Origin of the sequence: Cellulomonas sp. PhB150 (genome assembly GCF_003755175.1) — a bacterium.
In the GTDB taxonomy this organism is placed as follows: domain Bacteria; phylum Actinomycetota; class Actinomycetes; order Actinomycetales; family Cellulomonadaceae; genus Cellulomonas.
In genome coordinates, this window is sequence record NZ_RKHX01000002.1 from 620,332 (window position 1) to 641,483 (window position 21,152).

The following is a 21,152-nucleotide window of genomic DNA, read 5'->3' on the forward strand; positions in this document are numbered from 1 at the left end:
TCCCGACGAAGGAGTTGTCCGACGTGCGTGCTGCTGTGAGATCGGTGGGGGGCCTCACGGCTCTCGCCGTGGTGCTGGCCGGCTCGGTCGCAGGGGCGGGGGCGGCCTCGGCCGCCGTCTCGCCCTCAGCGCCCGTGATCATCAACGAGGTGTACGGCGGGGGAGGGAACGGCGGGGCCACGCTCAAGCAGGACTTCATCGAGCTGTACAACCCCGGTGCCTCCCCGGTGTCGCTGGCGGGGTGGTCGGTGCAGTACGCATCGGCCTCCGGCACGTCCTGGGCGACGACCGCGCTGACCGGGTCGATCCCGGCGCACAGCCACTACCTCGTGGCCGAGGCGGTCGGTGCGGGTGGCTCCGTCGATCTGCCGACTCCCGACGCGGTCGGCACGATCGCCATGGGCGCTTCGGCGGGCAAGGTCGCTCTCGTGAACGCCACGACCGCCCTGGCCTGCGGGAGCACGTGCTCGACCGCGGCCAGCGTCATCGACTTCGTCGGGTTCGGGGCGGCCAACGACAAGGCTGGTACCGCGCCGACCCCGGCGACCTCGGCCACGAACTCGGCCTCCCGGAACGCCCAGCACGTGAACACGGCGGACAACGGCGCGGACTTCACCACGGGTACGCCCACCCCGCAGAACAGTGGCTCGACGCCCGTCGACCCGACCGACCCCACTCCCGGCACCCCGAAGACGATCGCCGAGATCCAGGGCACCGGCGCGGCCTCGCCGCTCGTCGGCCAGACGGTCACCACGGACGGCGTCGTCACCGCGGCGTACCCGACCGGCGGGATCAACGGCTACGTCATCCAGACGAAGAGCACGGGCGGCCCGCTCGGCGACGCGACCGCGTCCCAGGCGCTGTTCGTCTACTCCCCGAGCACGGTCGCCTCCGTGACGATCGGCGACCACGTCGAGGTCACCGGTGCGGTCAGCGAGTTCGCCGGCCTCACGGAGCTGACGGTCACGTCGGCCGCGGGCCTGAAGGCGATCGACGACGACGCCGCGGTCACCCCGACGACGGGTGCATGGCCGACGACGGCCGCCGGCCGCGAGGCGCTCGAGTCGATGCTGTTCGCCCCGACCGGTGACTGGACGATCTCGAACACGTACTCGACGAACCAGTACGGCGAGGTCGGCCTGGCGAGCGGCACCAAGCCGCTCATCCAGCCCACCGACGCCGCTCGCCCGGGCACGCCCGCGGCAGCAGCCGTCGAGGCCGACAACGCCGCGCGCGGCGTCGTCCTGGACGACGGTGCGACCACCAACTTCCTGTCTGCGGCGAACCAGAACCTGGTCCCGCCGTACATCTCTCTGACGAACCCGGTCCGCGTGGGCGCGGCGGCGACGTTCACCCAGCCGGTGATCGTCGACTACCGCAACGACGTGTGGAAGCTCAACCCGACCGCCCCCGTCTCCACGGGGGGCTCGCCGGCGACGTTCGAGAACGACCGCACGGATGCTCCCGAGAACGTCGGGGGTGACCTCAAGATCGCCTCGTTCAACGTCCTGAACTACTTCACGACTCTCGGTGCCACCACCTCGGGCTGCTCGTCGTACAAGGACCGTGCGGGTGACGGCGTGACCGTCAACACCGGGTGCGACCCCCGCGGGGCGTGGGACCCGGCCGACCTGACGCGGCAGCAGGCCAAGATCGTCGCGGCGATCAACGACCTGGACGCGGACGTCGTGGGCCTGCTCGAGATCGAGAACTCGCTGGTCGTCGACAACGACGCCGACGAGGCCCTCGCGACGCTGGTCGCCGCGCTCAACGCGGCCGCCGGCTCCGACGTGTGGGCGTTCGTCCCCTCGTCGGCCGACCTGCCGCCCGCCTCGCAGATGGACGTCATCACCAACGCGATCATCTACCGCAAGGCCGCCGTCGAGCGCACGGGTGCCTCGCACGCGCTGGGCACGCTCAGCTCGGGCGACGCGGCGTTCAGCAACGCGCGCGAGCCGATCGCGCAGACCTTCACGCCGGTCGGGGGCGGCGAGCCGTTCCTCGTCGTCGTCAACCACTTCAAGTCCAAGGGCTCGGCAGGACCGCTCGCGGGCGACGCCGACACGGGTGACGGGCAGGGCGCGTCCAACGCGTCGCGCATCGCCCAGGCCACGGCGCTGAAGAACTGGGTCCCGACGATCCAGGGCGACACGAAGTCGGTCGCGCTCCTCGGCGACTTCAACTCCTACACGCACGAGGACCCGCTGCAGGTGCTGTACGACGCGGGTTACACCGACGCGGCGTCGACCCTGGCCGACGGCCAGTACTCGTACTCGTTCAGCGGCCTGTCCGGCTCGCTCGACCACGTCCTGCTCAACGGTCCCGCGCTCGAGCGGGCCACCGGTGCGGACATCTGGGAGATCAACGCCGAGGAGTCCATCGCGCTGGAGTACAGCCGGTACAACTACCACGGCGCCCTCTACTACGCGCCCGACGAGTACCGCTCCTCCGACCACGACCCGGTGGTCGTCGGGCTCAAGGCGAAGGCAGACCCTGTCGACCTGACCCTGCTGAACATCAACGACTTCCACGGGCGCATCGACGCCAACACGGTGAAGTTCGCCGGCACGGTGGAGAAGCTCCGGAAGGACGCCACCGGTCCGGTCGCGTTCCTGTCCGCGGGCGACAACATCGGCGCGTCGCTGTTCGCCTCGGCGACCGCGCAGGACAAGCCGACGATCGACGTGCTCAACGCGCTCGACCTGCAGGCCTCCGCGGTCGGCAACCACGAGTTCGACAAGGGCTACGCCGACCTGACCGACCGCGTCAGCGACGCAGCCGACTGGGACTACCTGGGTGCCAACGTCTACGACAAGGGCACCACGAACCCCGCTCTCGACGAGTACACGATCATCGACATGGGCGGCGTGCGCGTCGGCGTCATCGGCGCCATCACGCAGGAGACCCCCACGCTCGTGACGCCCGGCGGGATCGCGGACCTCGACTTCGGCGACCCGGTCGCCGCGGTGAACCGCGTGGCCGCCCAGCTGACGGACGGCGACGACTCGAACGGCGAGGCCGACGTGCTCGTCGCCGAGTACCACGAGGGGGCCGGCGCGGGTACGCCCGACGGCGCCTCGCTCGACCAGGAGATCGCGGCCGGCGGAGCGTTCGCCGACATCGTGACCAAGACGTCGGCGAAGGTCGACGCGATCTTCACCGGCCACACCCACAAGCAGTACGCGTGGGAGGCGCCCGTCCCGGGCGAGGCCGGCAAGACGCGGCCGATCCTGCAGACCGGGTCCTACGGCGAGTTCGTCGGCAAGATCGTGCTGACGTACGACCCGACGACGCGTGACGTCACGGCCCACACGCAGTCGAACGTGGCCCGTTCCATGCTGGCCGACGCCGACCTGGTGGCCGCCTACCCGCGCGTCGCCCAGGTCAAGACGATCGTCGACAACGCGCTCGCCTACGCCAACACGGTCGGCTCGGTGCCGGTCGGCTCGGTCACGGCGGACATCACCACCGCGTACAGCGGCGGCACCTATGTCGACGGCAAGTACACCGGCGGCACCCGCGACGACCGGGCGAACGAGTCCAGCCTGGGGAACCTCGTCGCGAACGCGCTGCGGGACACGCTCGAGCCGGAGACCCTCGGCGGCGCGCAGATCGGCGTCGTCAACCCGGGCGGCCTGCGGGCCGAGCTGTTCTACGCCCCGGACGGCGTGGTCACGACGGCCGAGGCGAACGGCGTCCTGCCGTTCGTCAACAACCTCTGGACGACCACCCTCACGGGCGCCCAGGTGATCACGATGCTCGAGCAGCAGTGGCAGACGAACGCGGACGGCACCGTCCCCTCGCGCCCGTACCTGCAGCTGGGCCTGTCGGACAACGTGGCCTACACCTACGACGCCACGGCGGCGCAGGGGCACCACATCACGTCGGTGACCGTGGACGGGCAGCCGCTCGACCCGAGCGCCGACTACCGGATCGGGACGTTCTCGTTCCTCGCCCAGGGCGGGGACAACTTCCGGGTCTTCAGCAGCGGCACGGACACCAAGGACTCGGGTCTGATCGACCGGGACGGCTGGATCGCCTACCTGCAAGACCACGAGAAGCTCGCACCGAGCTTCGCCCGGCACTCGGTCGGCGTCCCGGCCCTCCCGGACACCGTCACGGCCGGCGAGGTCTTCGAGACCACGGTCTCGAAGCTCAACCTGACCAGCCTCGGCGCGCCGCTCAACACGTCCCTGGACGTGAAGCTGGACGGCACGTCGATCGGGACCGCGACGGTCACGGACGGCAACGCCACCGTGTCCGTCACGATCCCGGCGGCCACCACGGCGGGTGACCACGTGCTCACGCTCGTGGCCGCCCCGAGCGGCACCACGGTGACCCTCCCGCTCACGGTCGAGGCCAAGGCTGCGGTCGAGACGAGCACGCACCTGGTCTCGTCGGGCACCCCGACGACCGCGGGCGAGCTCACGCTCACCGCGACCGTCGCCCCGTCCGACGCGGCCGGCACCGTCACCTTCCGTGACGGCACCACGGTCATCGCCCAGGACGTGGCGGTCACCGACGGCGAGGCGACCACCACGGTCGACGAGCTCGGCGCGGGGGAGCACACGTTCACGGCCGAGTTCGTGCCGTCGAGCGTGGCGTTCTCCGGCTCGACGTCGAACACCGTGACGGTCGCGATCGCGCAGGCCACATCGACGACCCTCGCGGTCTCGGGTGGCAAGCGCGTCGGGCAGACGCAGACGCTCACCGCCACGGTGTCGCCGGCGACGGTGGCCGGGTCCGTGACGTTCTACGACGGCGCGAAGGTCCTCAAGACCGTGCCCGTCACGTCCGGCAAGGCCAGCACGACGACCTCGCTCGCGGTGGGGACGCACGCCCTCAAGGCGGTGTTCACGCCGACTGGCACCACCACGTCCGTGGGGTCGACGTCGCCGGTCGTCTCGGTGACCATCGCGAAGTCGACGTCCGCGACCTCGCTCACCCTCAAGCCGACGTCGACGACCTTCGGGTCGCCGGTCAAGGCCACGGTGACGGTCATCGGCTCGACCTCCGCGCCCAAGGGCAAGGTCGAGATCCGCGACGGCAAGACCGTGCTCCTGACGACGGTCCTGTCGACGACGGGCACCAAGGGGACAGCCAAGGTCACGCTGCCGTCGTTCCTGAAGGTCGGCAAGCACACCCTGACGGCGGTCTACCTCGGTTCCTCGACGGTGGACACCTCGAAGGGCACGGCGACGCTCAAGGTCGCCAAGGCCGCCGCCGCCGTGAAGCTCTCGACCGCGAAGTGGTCGGTCAAGCAGGGCGCTCGCGTCAGCCTGACGATCACCGTCAAGGGTGAGCCGGGTGCGCCGAAGCCGTCGGGCAAGGTGACCGTCAAGGTCGGCGGCACGACCGTCGGGACCGCGGCGCTCTCGGGCGGCAAGGCCACGATCACGCTGCCGAAGGCGAAGAAGACGGCAACGGTCACGGTGACCTACGCCGGCAGTGCGAGCTACACCTCGGCGAAGGCGAGCCACAAGCTCACCGTCCGCTGATCGTCCGGGACGCCCCACCCAGCATCCGTGCGGGGTGGGGCGTCCTTTCGCTCCTACTCTTGACCGGTAAAGCCGGCACCGCTACTGTAGCGGTACAGAAGGCCTCAAGGAGGGAACGATCATGGACGCACCACCCTTTGCCCTGGCGATGGCCCGCGCTTCCACGGTGCACGCGGCGCACAGCGCCGAGCCGGACGCCCCCGTGGTCGAGCAGCGCCGACCGCGCGCCTTCCGCATCCGGTCGGCCGTCGCCGGACTGCTCGCCCGGCTCGCGACCTCCGTCGAACCCACGGCGGTGCGGCACGACGCCCCGCGCGGCATGGGCCACGCCGCGACATGAGCGAGGCGGCCGCGCGCCTCGCGGGCGCCTACCCTGACCTCTATGGGTCGAACGAGGGTGGCGCCGTGGGGCGCGTGACGTTGCAGACGATCGCCGACCAGGTCGGCGTGAGTCGCATGACGGTCTCGAACGCGTTCTCGCGCCCCGACCAGCTCTCGACCGAGCTGCGCGAGCGAGTGCTGGCGACCGCCGAGGAGCTCGGCTACGCCGGCCCCGACCCCGCCGCTCGCGTCCTGGCCCGCGGCACCACGGGGGCCGTCGGAGTGCTGCTCACCGAGTCGGTCGGCACCGCGTTCCAGGACCCCATCGCGGCGGCGTTCTTCGGCGCGGTCGCCGAGGAGCTCGCGCCGACGGGGCTGGCCGTGGCACTGCTGCCCAGCTCGGGGTCCGCCGCGATGATCCCGGCGCGCGACATCCCCATGGACGGCGCTCTCGTCTACGCCTGCGCGGGCGACAAGGCCGCGGTGTCGTGGCTCCTGCGCCGCAAGCTTCCGCTCGTGTTCGTCGACCAGGCCCCCGTCGAGGGCGCCTCGAGCGTGCTGCTCGACGACCGTCCGGGGGCACGCGCCGCCGCGCAGCACCTGCTCGACCTCGGGCACCGCCGGATCGGCATCCTGACGACGGGCTTCGGCCTTCCGCCCGGCGTCGCGCCCGACCCGGCCGGTGCCGGGACCGGGTACGTCTCGCGCGAGCGCGTCGCCGGGTGGATGAGCGCGCTGGGCCCGGCGGGCGCCGAGGTCACCGCGGTGAACATCACGGACAACAACGAGGAGGACGCCGCCGAGGGCATCCGCACGCTCCTGGCGCTGCCCGACCGGCCCACCGCCGTGCTGTGCTTCTCCGACCTGGTGGCCTGGACCGTCGAGCAGGTCGCGCGCGAGCGGGGCCTGCGGGTCCCCGAGGACCTCTCGGTCGTCGGGTACGACGACAGTGCCGTCGCCCGCAACGCGCAGCCGCAGCTCACCACGGTCCGCCAGGACCTCGCGGCGAAGGGCCATGCGGCCGCGACGACCCTGACGCGCGCGATCGCGCGGTCGAGGGGCGAGTCCGGCGCGCCGACCAGTCCCGAGCACGTCCTCGTGCCCACCGAGCTCGTCGTGCGGGCGAGCACGGGACCGGCGCCTGCCGAGACGTCCTGACCTAGACCGTCAGCGCCAGCAGCTCCACCCGCACGGAGCCGCCCTTGGTGACCTGCTCGCCGACGCGCGCGAACCCGAGCCGGGCGTGGAACGCCGACGAGCCCGGGTTCGGCGGGTCGAGGTTGACCTCGGCCGTGATGCGCGACAGGCCGAGGACCCGGGCCTGCTCGCTCGCCGCCGCGTACAGCGCCCGGCCCACGCCGCGGGCCTTCGCGGAGGGCGTGACGACGATCCGGTCGACGTACAGCGAGCCGGGCACGTTCGTCGAGAACCACCGGTAGTTCTCGCTGGAGTACTCGGCGCCGGGGGACAGGGCCATGAGGAAGCCGATGACGCCGGTCGAGTCGTGCGCGACGAGCGCCGCCGAGCACCGCGGCAGGTGCTCCGCCATCCCGTCGGCACCCAGCACGTTGACCGCGGGAGCGGCGGCGTCGTTCATCGCCGCGACGGCCTCGAGGTCGGACTCGCGCATGACGCGCAGACGGACGGGCGCGTCCATCAGATCGCGCACGAGTCGTCGACGCACGCCTGCGCGTCCGAAGCGCCGAGGGTGACGAGCGGGTTCGCGTCGCGCCAGCTCGTCTCGAGCAGCTGCGTGAAGACCTCTGCAGGCTGGGCACCGGAGACGGCGACGCGGCGGTCGACGACGAAGAACGGCACACCGGTCACGCCGATGGCGCGGGCGTCGGCGATGTCGGTCCGCACAGCGTCGGACTCGTCGTCCCCGTCGAGGAACGCCAGGACCTCGTCGTCGTCCCAGCCGCGCTCGCCGAACCCGGCCGTGTGAGCCAGGTCGACGAGGGCCGCGGTCAGACCGAGGTCCGCGCCGTGCTCGAAGTGCGCCGAGAACAGCGCCTCCATCGTCGCCTCGACGAGCTCGCTGCCGCCGACGCGTGCCGCGAGGTGCAGCAGGCGGTGCGCGTCGAAGGTGTTGAACGTGAGCGTCCGGTCGAAGTCGTAGGCCAGGCCGACGCCCGCGGCGACCGCGGTGACCTGGGCGAACATCTGCTGCACCTGGGGGAGCGCGATGCCCTTCATCTCGGCCAGCGCCTGCGCCTCCGGACGCCCGGGCCCGACCGGCGTCTCGGGGGAGAGCTGGTAGGAGCGCCAGGTCACCTCGACGTGGTCGCGGTGGGGGAACTCCGCCAGCGCGGCAGCGAAGCGTCGCTTGCCGATGTAGCACCACGGGCACGCCACGTCGGACCACACCTCGACCTGCAGGGTGCGGACGGGGGCCAGTGCGGAGGGAGTTGTCAGGAGGTTCGTCACGGGATCAGCAGGACCTTTCCGGTCGTGGAGCGCGACTCGAGCGCGCGGTGGGCGTCGGCCGCTTCGGCCAGCGGGTAGGTGGCGCCGATGCGGACGTCGAGCGAACCGTCGAGGACGGCGCCGAACACCTCGGCGGCCCTCCAGTCCAGCTCGTCGCGATCGGCGACGTGGTCGTCGAGCTTGGGGCGCGTGAGGAACACGGACCCGGCGCCGTTGAGCCGCTGCGGGTCGACGGGCGGCACGGGGCCGGACGAGGCGCCGAACAGCACCAGCGTGCCGCGTCGCGAGAGCGAGGCCAGCGACGCGTCGAAGGTGTCGCGGCCCACGGAGTCGTAGACGGCGTCGACGCCGCGGCCCTCCGTGAGCTCGCGGACGATCGCGGGCAGCTCGGCGGTGAGGTCGGACAGCTCGCGGTAGCGGATGACCTCGGCCGCGCCGGCCTGGCGCGCGAGCGTCTCCTTCTCCGCCGACCCGACGGTCGAGATCACCCGGGCACCGTGCGCCACGGCGAGCTGGGTGAGCAGCAGGCCGACCCCGCCGGCGCCGGCGTGCAGCAGCACGGTCGCTCCAGGCTCGACCCGGTAGGACGAGGTCACGAGGTAGTGGGCGGTCATCCCCTGCAGCGGGACGGCGGCGGCCACCTGGTCGCTCACGCCCCGGGGGACGACCAGTGCGGAGCCGGCCTTGACGGCCACGAGCTCCGCGTAGGAACCGGGGGCGGCGGACCACGCCACGCGGTCGCCGACCGCGATGGTCGTGACGTCGGCGCCGACGGCCTCGACCATGCCCGCACCCTCCGACCCCACGACGTGCGGGAACGGCATCGGGTACGTGCCCGAGCGGCGGTAGGTGTCGATGAAGTTCACGCCCGCGGCAGCGACCCGGACGAGCACCTCGTCGGCAGCCGGGACGGGCTCCGGCGAGTCGACGACGGACAGGACCTCGGGGCCTCCGGGGGCGGAGGCGGTGACAGCGCGCACGTCAGCCGGAACGCCCATACTGGTGCGGGACATTCCGAGCACCAGGTTCGTATCTTCGTGCAGTCCTGTGTATGTTCATGCACATGACGTTCTCGGTCGCGATCGCGGGAGCCAGCGGGTACGCCGGGGGGGAGATGCTCCGGGTCCTCCTGGCGCACCCCGAGGCCAGCATCGGCGCACTCACCGCCCACTCCAACGCCGGCACGCCGCTGGGTGCGCACCAGCCGCACCTGCGCTCGCTCGCGGGCCGCGTGCTGGCCGCCACGAGCACCGAGAACCTCGCCGGGCACGACGTGGTCGTCCTCGCGCTGCCGCACGGTGCGAGCGGCGCGATCGCCGCCGAGCTCGCGTCGCGGGGCGACGACGCGATCGTCGTCGACCTCGGCGCCGACCACCGGCTCGTCGACCCGGCCGCCTGGGAGCAGTTCTACGGCAGCGAGCACGCCGGGACCTGGCCGTACGGCCTGCCCGAGCTGCTGCACCCGGGCGAGCGGACCGCAGCCGCACAGCGTGCCGCGCTCGCGGACACCCGCCGGATCGCGGTGCCCGGCTGCAACGTCACCGCCGTCACGCTCGGGCTGCAGCCGGGCGTCGCCGCGGGCCTGATCGAGCCGCAGGACCTCGTCGCGGTGCTGGCCAACGGCTACTCCGGCGCCGGGCGCAGCCTCAAGACCCACCTGCTCGCCTCCGAGGCGCTCGGCTCCGTGCAGCCGTACGCGGTCGGCGGCACGCACCGGCACATCCCCGAGATCGCGCAGAACCTGCGCTCCGCGGGGGCCGACGCGGTCTCGATCTCGTTCACGCCGACCCTGGTCCCGATGGCGCGCGGCATCCTCGCGACCGCCACCGCCCGCCTGGTGCCGGGGACCGACCCCGCGTCGGTCCGGGCGGCCTGGGAGCAGACCTACGCCGACGAGCCCTTCGTCCACCTGCTGCCCGAGGGTCAGTGGCCGACGACCGCCTCGACGCTGGGCGCCAACACGGCGCTCGTGCAGGTCGCGGTCGACGAGGCCGCGGGCCGGGTCGTGACGGTCACGGCGATCGACAACCTGGTCAAGGGCACCGCTGGTGGCGCCCTGCAGTCGCTCAACCTCGCGCTCGGGCTGCCCGAGACGCTCGGCCTTCCCCTGGACGGAGTCGCACCGTGAGCACCACGACGGACCAGCAATCGGCCGGCGTCACCGCGCCGGCCGGCTTCCGCGCGAGCGGCGTCACCGCGGGCCTCAAGGCCTCCGGCCGTCCCGACCTGGCGCTCGTCGTCAACGACGGCCCGCTCCAGGTCGCGGCCGGGGTCTTCACCAGCAACCGCGTCGTCGGCCACCCGGTCGTCTGGTCGCGGCAGGTCGTCAGCGACGGCGTGGTCAGCGCGGTCGTGCTCAACTCCGGCGGCGCGAACGTCTGCACGGGACCCGACGGCTTCCTGGACGTGCACCGGACCGCGGAGAAGGTCGGTGCCGCGCTGGACGTCTCGGCGGGCGACGTGGTCGTCGCGTCGACCGGCCTGATCGGGGAGCGGCTGCCCATCGAGACGCTGCTGGCCGGCGTCGACGTCGCTGCCGCGGCCCTGACCACCACCGGCGGGCACGACGCCGCGGTCGCCATCATGACGACGGACACCGTGCCGAAGACCGCCGAGATCACGATCGACGGCGACCGGGGGACGTGGACGGTCGGTGGCATGGCCAAGGGCGCTGGCATGCTCGCGCCGGCCCTCGCGACGATGCTGTGCGTCATCACGACCGACGCGGTCGTCGACGCCGCCACGGCCGAGGCAGCGCTGCGCGCCGCGACCTCGCAGACCTTCGACCGCGTGGACTCCGACGGCTGCATGTCGACGTCCGACACCGTGACGCTCCTGGTCAGCGGCGCGAGCGGCGCGACACCCGACCCCGAGGGCTTCGCCGCCGCGGTCACGGCGGTCGCGGCCGATCTCGCGCGTCAGCTCGTCGCCGACGCCGAGGGCGCCTCGCACGACATCGCGGTGACCGTCACCGGCGCCGAGACGCAGGCCGCGGGCCTTGCTGTCGCCCGCGCCGTGACCCGCTCGAACCTGTTCAAGGCGGCGATGTTCGGCAACGACCCGAACTGGGGTCGCGTGCTCGCCCAGGTGGGCACCGTCCCGGAGAGCGTGGCCGCCTTCGACCCTGAGGCTCTCGACGTCACGATCAACGGCGTCATGGTGTGCCGGGCGGGCGGCGCCCACGAGCCCCGCTCGAGCGTCGACCTCGCCGCGCAGCGCGAGATCCACGTCCTCATCGACCTGCACGCAGGCGGCGAGGTGGTCACGGTCTGGACCAACGACCTCACGCACGCCTACGTCACCGAGAACAGCGAGTACTCCACGTGAGCGACGAGTTCGTCTTCAACACGCTGACCGACCTGCGCCCCGACCAGAAGGCGGAGGTCCTCATCCAGGCGCTGCCCTGGCTGCAGAAGTTCGCCGGCGCGCTCGTCGTCGTGAAGTACGGCGGCAACGCGATGGTCGACGAGGACCTCAAGCGGGCGTTCGCCGAGGACATGGTGTTCCTGCGCCAGGTCGGCCTCAAGCCGGTCGTCGTGCACGGCGGGGGCCCGCAGATCAACGCGATGCTCGACCGGCTCGGGATCGAGTCCGAGTTCCGCGGCGGCCTGCGCGTCACGACCCCCGAGGCGATGGACGTCGTGCGCATGGTGCTCACGGGCCAGGTCTCCCGTGAGCTCGTCGGCCTGCTCAACGCGCACGGCCCGCACGCCGTGGGCCTGTCCGGCGAGGACGGCGGCCTGTTCCAGGCGCGGCGCCGCACGGCGGTCGTGGACGGCGTCGAGGTCGACGTCGGGCTCGTCGGCGACGTGGTGCACGTCAACCCGGGGGCGGTGCAGGACCTGCTCGACGCGGGCCGGATCCCCGTGGTCAGCACGGTCGCGCCCGACATCGACGACCCCACGCAGGTGCTCAACGTCAACGCCGACACGGCCGCGGCCGCGCTCGCCATCGCGCTGGGCGCCCGCAAGCTCATCGTCCTGACCGACGTCGAGGGCCTCTACCTCAGCTGGCCCGACAGGTCCTCGCTCGTGCGCCGCCTGCGGGCCGGCGCGCTCGCCGAGGTGCTGCCGGGCCTGGACTCCGGCATGCGGCCCAAGATGGAGGCCTGCTGGCGTGCGGTCGAGGGCGGTGTCGGCCGCGCCCACGTGATCGACGGCCGGGCGCCCCACTCGATCCTCGTCGAGGTCTTCACGTCCGACGGGATCGGGACGATGGTGCTCCCCGACAGCGACTCCCCAGGCGATGAGCCCGCCGCCACGTTCTACACCGCGCCGATCCCCCAGGTGCCGACCCCCGAGGTGACCGCATGACCGAGCTCAGCACGGGTCGCCACCGCGCGGCCGCCCCCGTCGACGGCGGCCTGACGCCGACGGTCGACGGTTCCGTCGCCCAGTGGACGGACCGGTACACGCACGCCGTGATGGACACGTTCGGCGCCCCGCAGCGCGTGCTCGTGCGCGGCGAGGGCCCCTACGTGTGGGACGCGGACGGCACGCGCTACCTCGACCTGCTCGGCGGCATCGCCGTCAACGCCCTCGGGCACGCACACCCGACGCTGACGGCCGCGATCAGCGCGCAGCTGGGAACGCTCGGCCACATCTCGAACTTCTTCGCGAGCCCGACGCAGATCGCGTTCGCCGAGCGGCTCCTGGGCCTCGCGGGTGCCCCGGCGGGCTCGCGCGTGTTCCTCACGAACTCGGGCACCGAGGCGAACGAGGCGGCCTTCAAGCTCGCCCGTCGCACCGGCCGCACCCGGATCCTCGCGCTCGAGGGTGCGTTCCACGGTCGCTCGATGGGCGCGCTCGCGCTGACGCACAAGCTCGCCTACCGCGAGCCGTTCGAGCCCCTGCCCGGCGGCGTGGAGTTCGTGCCGTTCGGGGACACCGCGGCGCTCGAGGCCGCCTTCGAGGGCGAGCCGGTGGCCGCGTTCTTCGTCGAGCCGATCCAGGGCGAGGCCGGCGTGCTGCCGCTGCCCCCGGGCTACCTGGCCCGGGCACGCGAGCTGACCCGCGAGCACGGCGCGCTGCTCGTCCTCGACGAGGTGCAGACCGGGATGGGACGCACCGGCACGTGGTTCGCCCACCAGCTCCCGCACGTCGGCGGGGGAGTCGTGCCTGACGCCGTCACCGTCGCGAAGGGCCTCGGCGGCGGGTTCCCGGTGGGTGCGCTCATCGCCTACGGCGACGCCGTCGCGACGCTCATCGGGCGGGGCCAGCACGGCACGACGTTCGGGGGGAACCCCGTCGCCTCGGCGGCCGCGCTCGCCACGATCGGCGTCATCGAGCGCGACGGGCTGCTCGAGCACGTCACCGGCCTGGGGGAGCGGCTGCGCACCCGGATCTCCGGGCTCGGTCACCCGCTGATCGAGACGGCACGCGGTGAGGGCCTGCTCATCGGCATCGAGCTCACCGCCCCGGTCGCCCCGCAGGTCGCGGCGCGGGCGCTCGAGGCCGGCTTCGTCGTCAACCCGTGCCGTCCGACGACGATCCGGCTCGCACCGCCGTTCGTCCTGACCGACGACCAGGCCGGCACGTTCGTCGACTTCCTCGCGGCGCTCCCGCACGAGCTGGAGGCGAACGCGTGACGCGGCACTTCCTGCGCGACGACGACCTGTCGCCGAGCGAGCAGCGCGACGTCCTCGAGCTCGCGCTCGCCTTCCGCTCCGACCGGTACATCCGCACTCCGCTGTCCGGCCCGCACGCGGTCGCCGTCATCTTCGACAAGCCGACGCTGCGCACGCAGGTCTCCTTCAGCACCGGGATCGCCGAGCTCGGCGGCTTCCCGCTCGTCGTCGACGGCAAGCTCGCGCAGATCGGCACGCGCGAGTCGATCCCGGACACGGCGCACGTGCTCGGGCGCCAGGTCGCGGCCGTCGTGTGGCGGACCCACGCGCAGGAGCGCCTGCAGCAGATGGCCGAGCACGCCGGCGTGCCCGTCGTGAACGCCCTGACCGACGACTTCCACCCGTGCCAGGTTCTCGCGGACCTCGCCACCATCGCCCTGCACCGCGGCGGGACCGGCCGGCTGGCCGGCCAGACGCTCGCATACGTCGGCGACGGCGCCAACAACATGGCGCACTCCTACCTGCTCGGCGGGGCGACGGCCGGTCTGCACGTGCGGATCGGGACGCCCGACGGCTACCTGCCCGACGCGGGCATCCTCGCCGACGCCGCGCGCATCGCCGCCGAGACCGGCGGCTCCGTGACCGTCCTGCACGACCGCGACGCGGCCGTGGCCGGTGCGGACGTCGTCGCGACCGACACGTGGGTCTCGATGGGCCAGGAGGACCAGGCCGACGAGCGCGAGACGCCGTTCGTGCCGTTCCGCCTGGACGGCGCGGCGCTCGCGCTCGCCAAGCCCGACGCGATCGTCCTGCACTGCCTGCCCGCCTACCGCGGCAAGGAGATCACCGCCGACGTGATCGACGGGCCGCAGTCGGTCGTGTGGGACGAGGCCGAGTTCCGGCTGCACGCCCAGAAGGCACTGCTGTCCTGGCTGCTGGAGCGAGCATGAGCACGGCGACGGTCCCGCAGACGAAGGCCGCGCGCCACGCCCTCATCGGCGCGCTGCTGGCCCGCGGCGCCGTGGCGTCCCAGCAGCAGCTCGCCGACCTGCTCGTCGCCGAAGGTGTGACCGTCACGCAGGCCACGCTCTCCCGCGACCTCGTCGAGCTGCGCGCGGTCAAGGTGCGCACGCCCACCGGTGGCCTCGTGTACTCGGTCCCCGCCGAGGGTGAGGTCCGGTCCGCGCCGCCCGACACGGAGATGCTCGCGGCCCGTCTCGCGCGCCTGTGCGAGGAGCTCCTGCTCACCGCGGAGTCGTCGGGCAACCTCGTCGTGCTGCGGACCCCGCCGGGCGCCGCCCAGTTCTTCGCGTCCGCGATCGACCACTCCGTGCTGCCCAGCGTGCTGGGCACCATCGCCGGCGACGACACCGTGCTGGTGATCGCCCGCGACGACCGGCCCGAGGCCGGCACAGCCCTGGCGGCGCGCTTCCTCGCGCTTGCCTCCGACGCGCGGCCCGACGCGCGACACTGAACCCATCACCCCGCAGAACAGAAGGAAGAACCATGACTGAGCGCGTCGTCCTCGCCTACTCCGGCGGCCTGGACACCTCCGTCGGCATCGGCTGGATCGCCGAGGCCACCGGCGCCGAGGTGATCGCCGTCGCCGTCGACGTCGGCCAGGGCGGCGAGGACCTCGAGGTCATCCGTCGGCGCGCGCTCGACTGCGGCGCCGTCGAGGCCTACGTCGCCGACGCGCGCGACGAGTTCGCCTCCGAGTACTGCATGCCCGCGCTGCGCGCGAACGGCATGTACCTCGACCGCTACCCGCTAGTCTCGGCGATCTCGCGCCCCGTCATCGTCAAGCACCTGGTCCGCGCGGCCCGCCAGTTCGGTGCCACGACCGTCGCGCACGGCTGCACGGGCAAGGGCAACGACCAGGTCCGCTTCGAGGTCGGCATCACCTCGCTCGCGCCCGACCTGACGTGCCTCGCGCCGGTCCGCGACCTGGCCCTGACGCGCGACAAGGCCATCGACTTCGCGGAGAAGCACAAGCTCCCCATCGAGACGACCAAGCACAACCCGTTCTCGATCGACCAGAACGTGTGGGGCCGCGCCGTCGAGACCGGCTTCCTCGAGGACATCTGGAACGGCCCGACCAAGGACGTCTACACCTACACCGACGACCCGACGTTCCCGCCCGTCGCCGACGAGGTCGTCATCACGTTCGAGCAGGGTGTGCCCGTCGCGCTCGACGGCGTGCCGGTCACCCCGCTGCAGGCGATCCAGGAGATGAACCGCCGCGCGGGCGCCCAGGGAGTCGGCCGCATCGACATCGTCGAGGACCGCCTCGTCGGCATCAAGAGCCGCGAGGTCTACGAGGCCCCGGGCGCGATCGCGCTCATCGCGGCGCACCAGGAGCTCGAGAACGTCACGATCGAGCGCGAGCAGGCCCGCTTCAAGCGGAACGTCGAGCAGCGCTGGTCGGAGCTCGTCTACGACGGTCAGTGGTTCAGCCCGCTGAAGAAGTCGCTCGACGTGTTCATCGACGACACGCAGCGCTACGTCTCCGGCGACGTCCGCCTCGTCCTGCACGGCGGCCGCGCGACCGTGACCGGCCGCCGCTCGGACGCCTCGCTCTACGACTTCAACCTCGCGACGTACGACACGGGCGACACGTTCGACCAGGCGGCCGCCCGCGGCTTCATCGAGATCTACGGCCTGTCCTCCAAGCTGGCCGCCGCGCGCGACGTCCGCTTCGGCAACGGCGTGGACCTCGGCAGCCAGGGCGGCATCGATGCCTGAGCCTCTCGCCCTGTGGGGCGGCAGGTTCGCGTCGGGGCCGGCCTCGGCGCTCGTCGAGCTGTCCCGGTCCACCCAGTTCGACTGGCGGCTCGCGGACGTCGACATCTCCGGATCGGTCGCGCACGCCCACGTGCTGCACACGGCCGGCCTGCTGTCGGACGACGAGGTCGCGGGCATGGTCGCGGCGCTCGAGGTGCTGCGTGCCGACGTGGCGTCCGGGGCGTTCGGCCCCGCGCCCGACGACGAGGACGTGCACACCGCCCTGGAGCGGGGCCTGATCGAGCGTGCCGGCTCGGACCTGGGCGGCAAGCTGCGCGCCGGCCGCTCGCGCAACGACCAGATCGCGACCCTCGTGCGGATGTACCTGCGCCGCGAGGCCCGCTCGCTCGCCGGCGCGGTGCTCGACGTCGTCGACGCACTCGTCGCGCAGGCGGAGGCGGCCGGCGACGCACCCATGCCCGGGCGCACGCACCTGCAGCACGCGCAGCCGGTCCTGCTCGCGCACCACCTGCTCGCCCACGCGTGGCCGCTCATGCGCGACGTCGACCGGTGGATCTCCTGGGACGGCCGCGCCGCGCTCTCGCCCTACGGCTCGGGTGCGCTCGCCGGGTCGTCGCTCGGGCTCGACCCCGCTGCCGTCGCCGAGGAGCTCGGGTTCAGCGGCCCGGTCGAGAACTCGATCGACGGCACGGCGTCGCGGGACGTCGTCGCCGAGTTCGCCTTCGTCGCGGCGATGCTCGCCGTCGACATCTCGCGGCTGGCGGAGGAGGTCGTCCTCTGGTCGACCAAGGAGTTCGGCTTCGTGCGTCTGCACGACTCGTTCTCGACCGGGTCGAGCATCATGCCGCAGAAGAAGAACCCGGACATCGCCGAGCTCGCTCGCGGGAAGGCGGGGCGCCTCATCGGGGACCTGACCGGCCTGCTCGCCACGCTCAAGGGCCTGCCGCTCGCGTACAACCGCGACCTGCAGGAGGACAAGGAGCCCGTCTTCGACCAGGTCGACCAGCTCACGGTGCTGCTGCCCGCGTTCGCGGGGATGGTCGCGACGCTCACGTTCGACTACGAGCGCCTGGCGGCTCTCGCGCCCCAGGGCTTCTCGCTGGCGACCGACATCGCCGAGTGGCTCGTCCGTCAGGGAGTGCCGTTCCGCGTGGCGCACGAGGTCGCGGGTGCCTGCGTCCGGGCCTGCGAGGAGCACGAGCCGGCGATCGAGCTGTGGGACCTGACCGACGACGAGCTCGCTGCGATCTCGCCGCACCTGACCCCCGGGGTGCGGGACGTGCTGACCGTGGAGGGCTCCCTCGCGTCCCGCTCCGCGATCGGCGGCACCGCGCCGTCGGCCGTCGCGAACCAGCTCGGCAACGCCCGCAGCCAGGTCCAGAACCTCCGGGCGTGGACGACACGCTGACCACGCCGGCGCGCCGGGTCGTCGACTCGGCCCGTGCGCGCCCGCCGGGGCTGGGGCCGGTCCGCGTCGTGTGCGTCGACGGCCCCGCCGGCTCGGGCAAGACGACGTTCGCCGCCGCGCTCGCCGCGGAGTCCGCGCAGGCCGCCGTCCTGCACCTGGACGACCTGTACGAAGGCTGGTCCGGGCTCGACGGCTCGCTGTGGCCACGCCTCTCGGCTCAGGTCCTGGAGCCGCTGCGCCGCGGCTGGCCCGCGCGCTACCAGCGCTACGACTGGGGGCAGGGCGGGTTCGCCGAGTGGGTGGACCTGCCCCTCCCCGGCCTGCTGGTCCTCGAGGGCTGCGGATCGGCGCGGCGCCTCGTCGACCCGTTCGCGTCGGTGCGCGTCTGGGTCGAGGCGCCCGACGACCTCCGCCTGGCCCGCGGGCTCGCCCGGGACGGCGCCGCGGCCCGCAGCCACTGGGAGCAGTGGATGCGCGACGAGTCCGCGCACTTCGCCCGTGAGCGCACGCGTGCGAGGGCGGACGTGTGCCTCGACTCGCTGGGAGATGTCGTCGGCGGGTCGCTCCCGTAGGCCGACCGGTGGCTCGTGTCCTCGGCGCGGCTGGTGGACTCCGGAGCGCGCGGACTGCCCGGTGCGGCAGGATGAGCGCGTGAGCACCTGGCCCGGGGACGTCCCGCGGCCGCCGGACGCAGCCGAGCCGGCGGCCTTCGTCCAGGTCCCCGCGCGCGTCTGGTACGCCCGCGACGTCCACCTCGTCGCCCGGGACCTGCTCGGCACGTACCTGACGGCCCGCTCGCCCGAGGGCGACGTGACCGTCCGCATCACCGAGGTCGAGGCGTACGGCGGCGACGCGGATCCGGGCTCCCACGCCTTCCGCGGCCGCACCGCGCGCAACGCGGTCATGTTCGCCGAGCCCGGTCGCCTGTACGTTTACCGCCACCTGGGCCTGCACCACTGCCTCAACATCGTGGCCGAGCCCACCGGCAGCGCGGCCGCCGTCCTGCTGCGCGGCGGCGAGATCGTCGAGGGCTCCGCGCTGGCGTGGTCCCGCCGCGAGCGGGTCGGGGTCGTGGACTCCGAGCGCCAGCTCGCGCGCGGCCCCGCCCGCCTGGCCGTGTGCCTGGGACTGGACCGGGACGCCAACGGCGCCGACGTGACCGAGGCCGGGGGGAGCGTGGTGCTGCACCGGCACGAGACGGCCGTGCAGCCCGCGCACGCCAGCGGCCCACGCGTGGGCGTGTCCGGTGCGGGCGGCGAGGGCAACCGGTTCCCGTGGCGCTACTGGCTGACCAACGAGCGCACCGTGTCCGCGTACCGGCCGGCGTATCCGCCGCCGACGTCGGTAGACGCCCCCTGAGGCGACGACGTCGGCAGCGCCCCCTCGCCCATGCCCTCATCTTCTGGAGAACCCCGTGAACCACATCCTCGACGAGCTCGAGTGGCGCGGCCTGATCGCGCAGACGACCGACCTGGACGCGCTGCGCACGGCGCTGTCCGACGGAACCGTGAACCTCTACTGCGGCTTCGACCCCACGGCGCCGAGCCTGCACATCGGCAACCTGGTGCAGATCCTCACCGTGCGCCGCCTGCAGGACGCCGGCCACCGGCCCTTCGCGCTCGTCGGGGGCGCGACCGGCCTGATCGGTGACCCGAAGATGGCGGGCGAGCGGACTCTGAACTCGCCCGAGGTGGTCGCGGGCTGGGTCACGCGGATCCACGACCAGATCGCGCCCCTGCTCCGCTTCGACGGCGAGAACGCGGCCACGATGGTCAACAACCTCGACTGGACCGCGCCGATGTCGGCCATCGACTTCCTGCGGGACGTCGGCAAGCACTACCGCCTGGGCACGATGCTCGCCAAGGACACCGTCGCCCGGCGCCTGAGCAGCGACGCGGGCATCAGCTTCACCGAGTTCAGCTACCAGATCCTGCAGGGCATGGACTTCCTCGAGCTGCACCGCCGGCACGGGATCTCGCTGCAGACCGGGGGCTCCGACCAGTGGGGGAACCTCCTGTCGGGCGTCGAGCTCATCCGCAAGGCCGAGGGCGTCGCCGTGCACGCGCTGACGACACCGCTGATCACCAAGGCCGACGGCACCAAGTTCGGCAAGACCGAGTCAGGCACGGTGTGGCTCGACCCGGAGATGACGACGCCGTACGCCTTCTTCCAGTTCTGGCTCAACGCCGACGACGCCGACGTGGCCCGCTACCTCAAGGTGTTCACGTTCAGGAGCCGGGAGGAGATCGCGGCCCTCGAGGCCGCCGTCGCGGAGCGACCCGCGGCGCGGGAGGCGCAGCGCGCCCTCGCGCACGACGTCACCTCGCTGGTTCACGGCGCGGACGCCGCCGACTCGGTGGTCGCCGCGAGCCAGGCGCTGTTCGGCCGCGGCTCGCTCGAGGACCTGGACGCAGCGACGCTCGGTGCCGCCGTGGCCGAGCTCCCGACGGCAGCCGGCGCGGTGGGCGACCTCGTGGTGGACCTGTTCGCCTCGGCGGGCCTGGTCGCGAGCAAGTCGGAGGCCCGTCGCGCGGTGAAGGAGGGGGGCGCGTCGGTCAACAACGTCCGCGTCGCCGGCGACGACGCGGTCCTGCGCGCCGAGGACCTCCTGCACGGCCGGTGGGCGGTCATCCGTCGCGGCAAGCGCACGCTCGGGGTCGTCGACACCGCCGCCTGAGCGTGGTGACCGGCGTCACCGCCAGGGGATTTGCCAGGCCGGTCCTGCCCGCGTAATGTTCTCGAGGTCGCCCGGCAGGGAGGAACGGACACCGAGGATCGAACCTCGGTGGCTGGTCCCGCAGGCGGCCGCCCCCGAACGAGATCCAGGTGCTTCGTGCGCCTCGGAACCGGACGGGCCAGGGCAACGAGCGTCACAGACCGGATGGTCTGGGGGGCTGGAAAAGCCCGCTAGAGTAGTGAAAGCCGAAAGGGAATCGGGAAAAACGATTCGCTGGAAGTGCCCGGCAGACCAGGAAAAACAATCTGGTAGGCTGGAAAACGGAAAGCCTCTCGAGAAGGACCTGCGGGTCTGGACGAAAGAGCGTCTGTTCCTTGAGAACTCAACAGTGTGCCAAGTAGTCGATGCCATATGGCCCGCCATCGTGCGGGTCTTGGTTGAGACTGGAGCTCGGTCCTCACCCCGTGAGGTTCTGGGTTCCGATTCAGCCGAATCTGATTGGTTCCGCCC

Annotated in this window: 17 protein-coding genes; 14 read left to right on the forward strand and 3 right to left on the reverse strand. The window is 72.6% G+C overall.

Annotated features, from left to right (window positions below):
- The first annotated feature begins 35 nt into the window (after nt 1-35).
- The 3 genes from EDF34_RS10265 (at nt 36) to EDF34_RS10275 (ending at nt 6,977) form a co-directional block, all read left to right on the forward strand.
- Nucleotides 36-5,498 (forward strand): ExeM/NucH family extracellular endonuclease, encoded by a 5,463-nt coding sequence (locus tag EDF34_RS10265; protein ID WP_233575309.1) that lies wholly within the window; start codon nt 36-38, stop codon nt 5,496-5,498.
- A 121-nt stretch (nt 5,499-5,619) separates the two neighbouring features.
- A complete protein-coding gene (locus EDF34_RS10270; protein WP_148076611.1) occupies nt 5,620-5,838 on the forward strand; it encodes a hypothetical protein in 219 nt (72 codons plus the stop codon).
- A 74-nt stretch (nt 5,839-5,912) separates the two neighbouring features.
- On the forward strand, nt 5,913-6,977 hold the full coding sequence (locus EDF34_RS10275; RefSeq protein ID WP_233575310.1) for a LacI family DNA-binding transcriptional regulator: 1,065 nt from the start codon (nt 5,913-5,915) through the stop codon (nt 6,975-6,977).
- Between the two features lies 1 nt (nt 6,978).
- Here the strand turns inward: EDF34_RS10275 and EDF34_RS10280 are convergent, their stop codons facing one another.
- Genes EDF34_RS10280 through EDF34_RS10290 form a run of 3 tightly spaced genes read right to left on the reverse strand, consistent with a single transcriptional unit; the run spans nt 6,979 to nt 9,226 of the window.
- A complete protein-coding gene (locus tag EDF34_RS10280; RefSeq protein ID WP_158615079.1) occupies nt 6,979-7,488 on the reverse strand; it encodes a GNAT family N-acetyltransferase in 510 nt (169 codons plus the stop codon).
- Complete coding sequence (locus EDF34_RS10285; RefSeq protein ID WP_233575311.1) at nt 7,476-8,246, reverse strand: DsbA family oxidoreductase; 771 nt, start codon at nt 8,244-8,246, stop codon at nt 7,476-7,478. The genes EDF34_RS10280 and EDF34_RS10285 overlap by 13 nt, the downstream gene beginning before the upstream one ends.
- Nucleotides 8,243-9,226 carry a quinone oxidoreductase gene (locus EDF34_RS10290; protein ID WP_123371362.1) on the reverse strand — a complete coding sequence of 328 codons (984 nt, stop codon included), beginning with the start codon at nt 9,224-9,226 and terminating at the stop codon, nt 8,243-8,245. Before EDF34_RS10290 ends, EDF34_RS10285 begins: the two co-directional genes overlap by 4 nt.
- Before the next feature lie 71 nt (nt 9,227-9,297).
- Between EDF34_RS10290 and argC the strand changes: the two genes are divergently transcribed.
- The 11 genes from argC (at nt 9,298) to tyrS (ending at nt 20,642) form a co-directional block, all read left to right on the forward strand.
- Complete coding sequence (argC, locus tag EDF34_RS10295) at nt 9,298-10,374, forward strand: N-acetyl-gamma-glutamyl-phosphate reductase (protein ID WP_123371230.1); 1,077 nt, start codon at nt 9,298-9,300, stop codon at nt 10,372-10,374.
- Nucleotides 10,371-11,573, forward strand: coding sequence for a bifunctional glutamate N-acetyltransferase/amino-acid acetyltransferase ArgJ (gene argJ, locus EDF34_RS10300; RefSeq protein ID WP_123371231.1), 1,203 nt, complete (start codon nt 10,371-10,373; stop codon nt 11,571-11,573). The genes argC and argJ overlap by 4 nt, the downstream gene beginning before the upstream one ends.
- Nucleotides 11,570-12,559: an acetylglutamate kinase gene (argB, locus tag EDF34_RS10305; RefSeq protein WP_123371232.1), complete on the forward strand. Its 990-nt coding sequence runs from the start codon at nt 11,570-11,572 to the stop codon at nt 12,557-12,559. The genes argJ and argB overlap by 4 nt, the downstream gene beginning before the upstream one ends.
- Nucleotides 12,556-13,833 carry an acetylornithine transaminase gene (locus EDF34_RS10310; RefSeq protein WP_123371233.1) on the forward strand — a complete coding sequence of 426 codons (1,278 nt, stop codon included), beginning with the start codon at nt 12,556-12,558 and terminating at the stop codon, nt 13,831-13,833. Before argB ends, EDF34_RS10310 begins: the two co-directional genes overlap by 4 nt.
- Nucleotides 13,830-14,762, forward strand: coding sequence for an ornithine carbamoyltransferase (argF, locus tag EDF34_RS10315; RefSeq protein ID WP_123371234.1), 933 nt, complete (start codon nt 13,830-13,832; stop codon nt 14,760-14,762). The genes EDF34_RS10310 and argF overlap by 4 nt, the downstream gene beginning before the upstream one ends.
- The gene (locus tag EDF34_RS10320) at nt 14,759-15,286 is read left to right on the forward strand and encodes an arginine repressor (RefSeq protein ID WP_123371235.1); all 528 of its coding nucleotides are present in this window, start codon (nt 14,759-14,761) and stop codon (nt 15,284-15,286) included. The genes argF and EDF34_RS10320 overlap by 4 nt, the downstream gene beginning before the upstream one ends.
- 32 nt (nt 15,287-15,318) lie before the next feature.
- Nucleotides 15,319-16,557: an argininosuccinate synthase gene (locus EDF34_RS10325; protein WP_123371236.1), complete on the forward strand. Its 1,239-nt coding sequence runs from the start codon at nt 15,319-15,321 to the stop codon at nt 16,555-16,557.
- Nucleotides 16,550-17,965: an argininosuccinate lyase gene (gene argH / locus EDF34_RS10330; RefSeq protein WP_123371237.1), complete on the forward strand. Its 1,416-nt coding sequence runs from the start codon at nt 16,550-16,552 to the stop codon at nt 17,963-17,965. The genes EDF34_RS10325 and argH overlap by 8 nt, the downstream gene beginning before the upstream one ends.
- On the forward strand, nt 17,950-18,537 hold the full coding sequence (locus EDF34_RS10335; protein ID WP_123371238.1) for a uridine kinase: 588 nt from the start codon (nt 17,950-17,952) through the stop codon (nt 18,535-18,537). The genes argH and EDF34_RS10335 overlap by 16 nt, the downstream gene beginning before the upstream one ends.
- Nucleotides 18,538-18,616: 79 nt before the next feature.
- Nucleotides 18,617-19,324: a DNA-3-methyladenine glycosylase gene (locus EDF34_RS10340; RefSeq protein ID WP_233575312.1), complete on the forward strand. Its 708-nt coding sequence runs from the start codon at nt 18,617-18,619 to the stop codon at nt 19,322-19,324.
- Nucleotides 19,325-19,379: 55 nt separating this feature from the next.
- Nucleotides 19,380-20,642: a tyrosine--tRNA ligase gene (gene tyrS, locus EDF34_RS10345; protein WP_123371240.1), complete on the forward strand. Its 1,263-nt coding sequence runs from the start codon at nt 19,380-19,382 to the stop codon at nt 20,640-20,642.
- Nucleotides 20,643-21,152 lie beyond the last annotated feature (510 nt).

What these genes read in the sequence shown, in the direction of transcription:
- argH (WP_123371237.1), top strand. Translation starts at nt 16,550, where the DNA reads ATGCCTGAGCCTCTCGCCCTGTGGGGCGGCAGGTTCGCGTCGGGGCCG.
- EDF34_RS10310 (WP_123371233.1), top strand. Translation starts at nt 12,556, where the DNA reads ATGACCGAGCTCAGCACGGGTCGCCACCGCGCGGCCGCCCCCGTCGAC.
- EDF34_RS10270 (WP_148076611.1), top strand. Translation starts at nt 5,620, where the DNA reads ATGGACGCACCACCCTTTGCCCTGGCGATGGCCCGCGCTTCCACGGTG.
- EDF34_RS10320 (WP_123371235.1), top strand. Translation starts at nt 14,759, where the DNA reads ATGAGCACGGCGACGGTCCCGCAGACGAAGGCCGCGCGCCACGCCCTC.
- argC (WP_123371230.1), top strand. Translation starts at nt 9,298, where the DNA reads ATGTTCATGCACATGACGTTCTCGGTCGCGATCGCGGGAGCCAGCGGG.
- EDF34_RS10325 (WP_123371236.1), top strand. Translation starts at nt 15,319, where the DNA reads ATGACTGAGCGCGTCGTCCTCGCCTACTCCGGCGGCCTGGACACCTCC.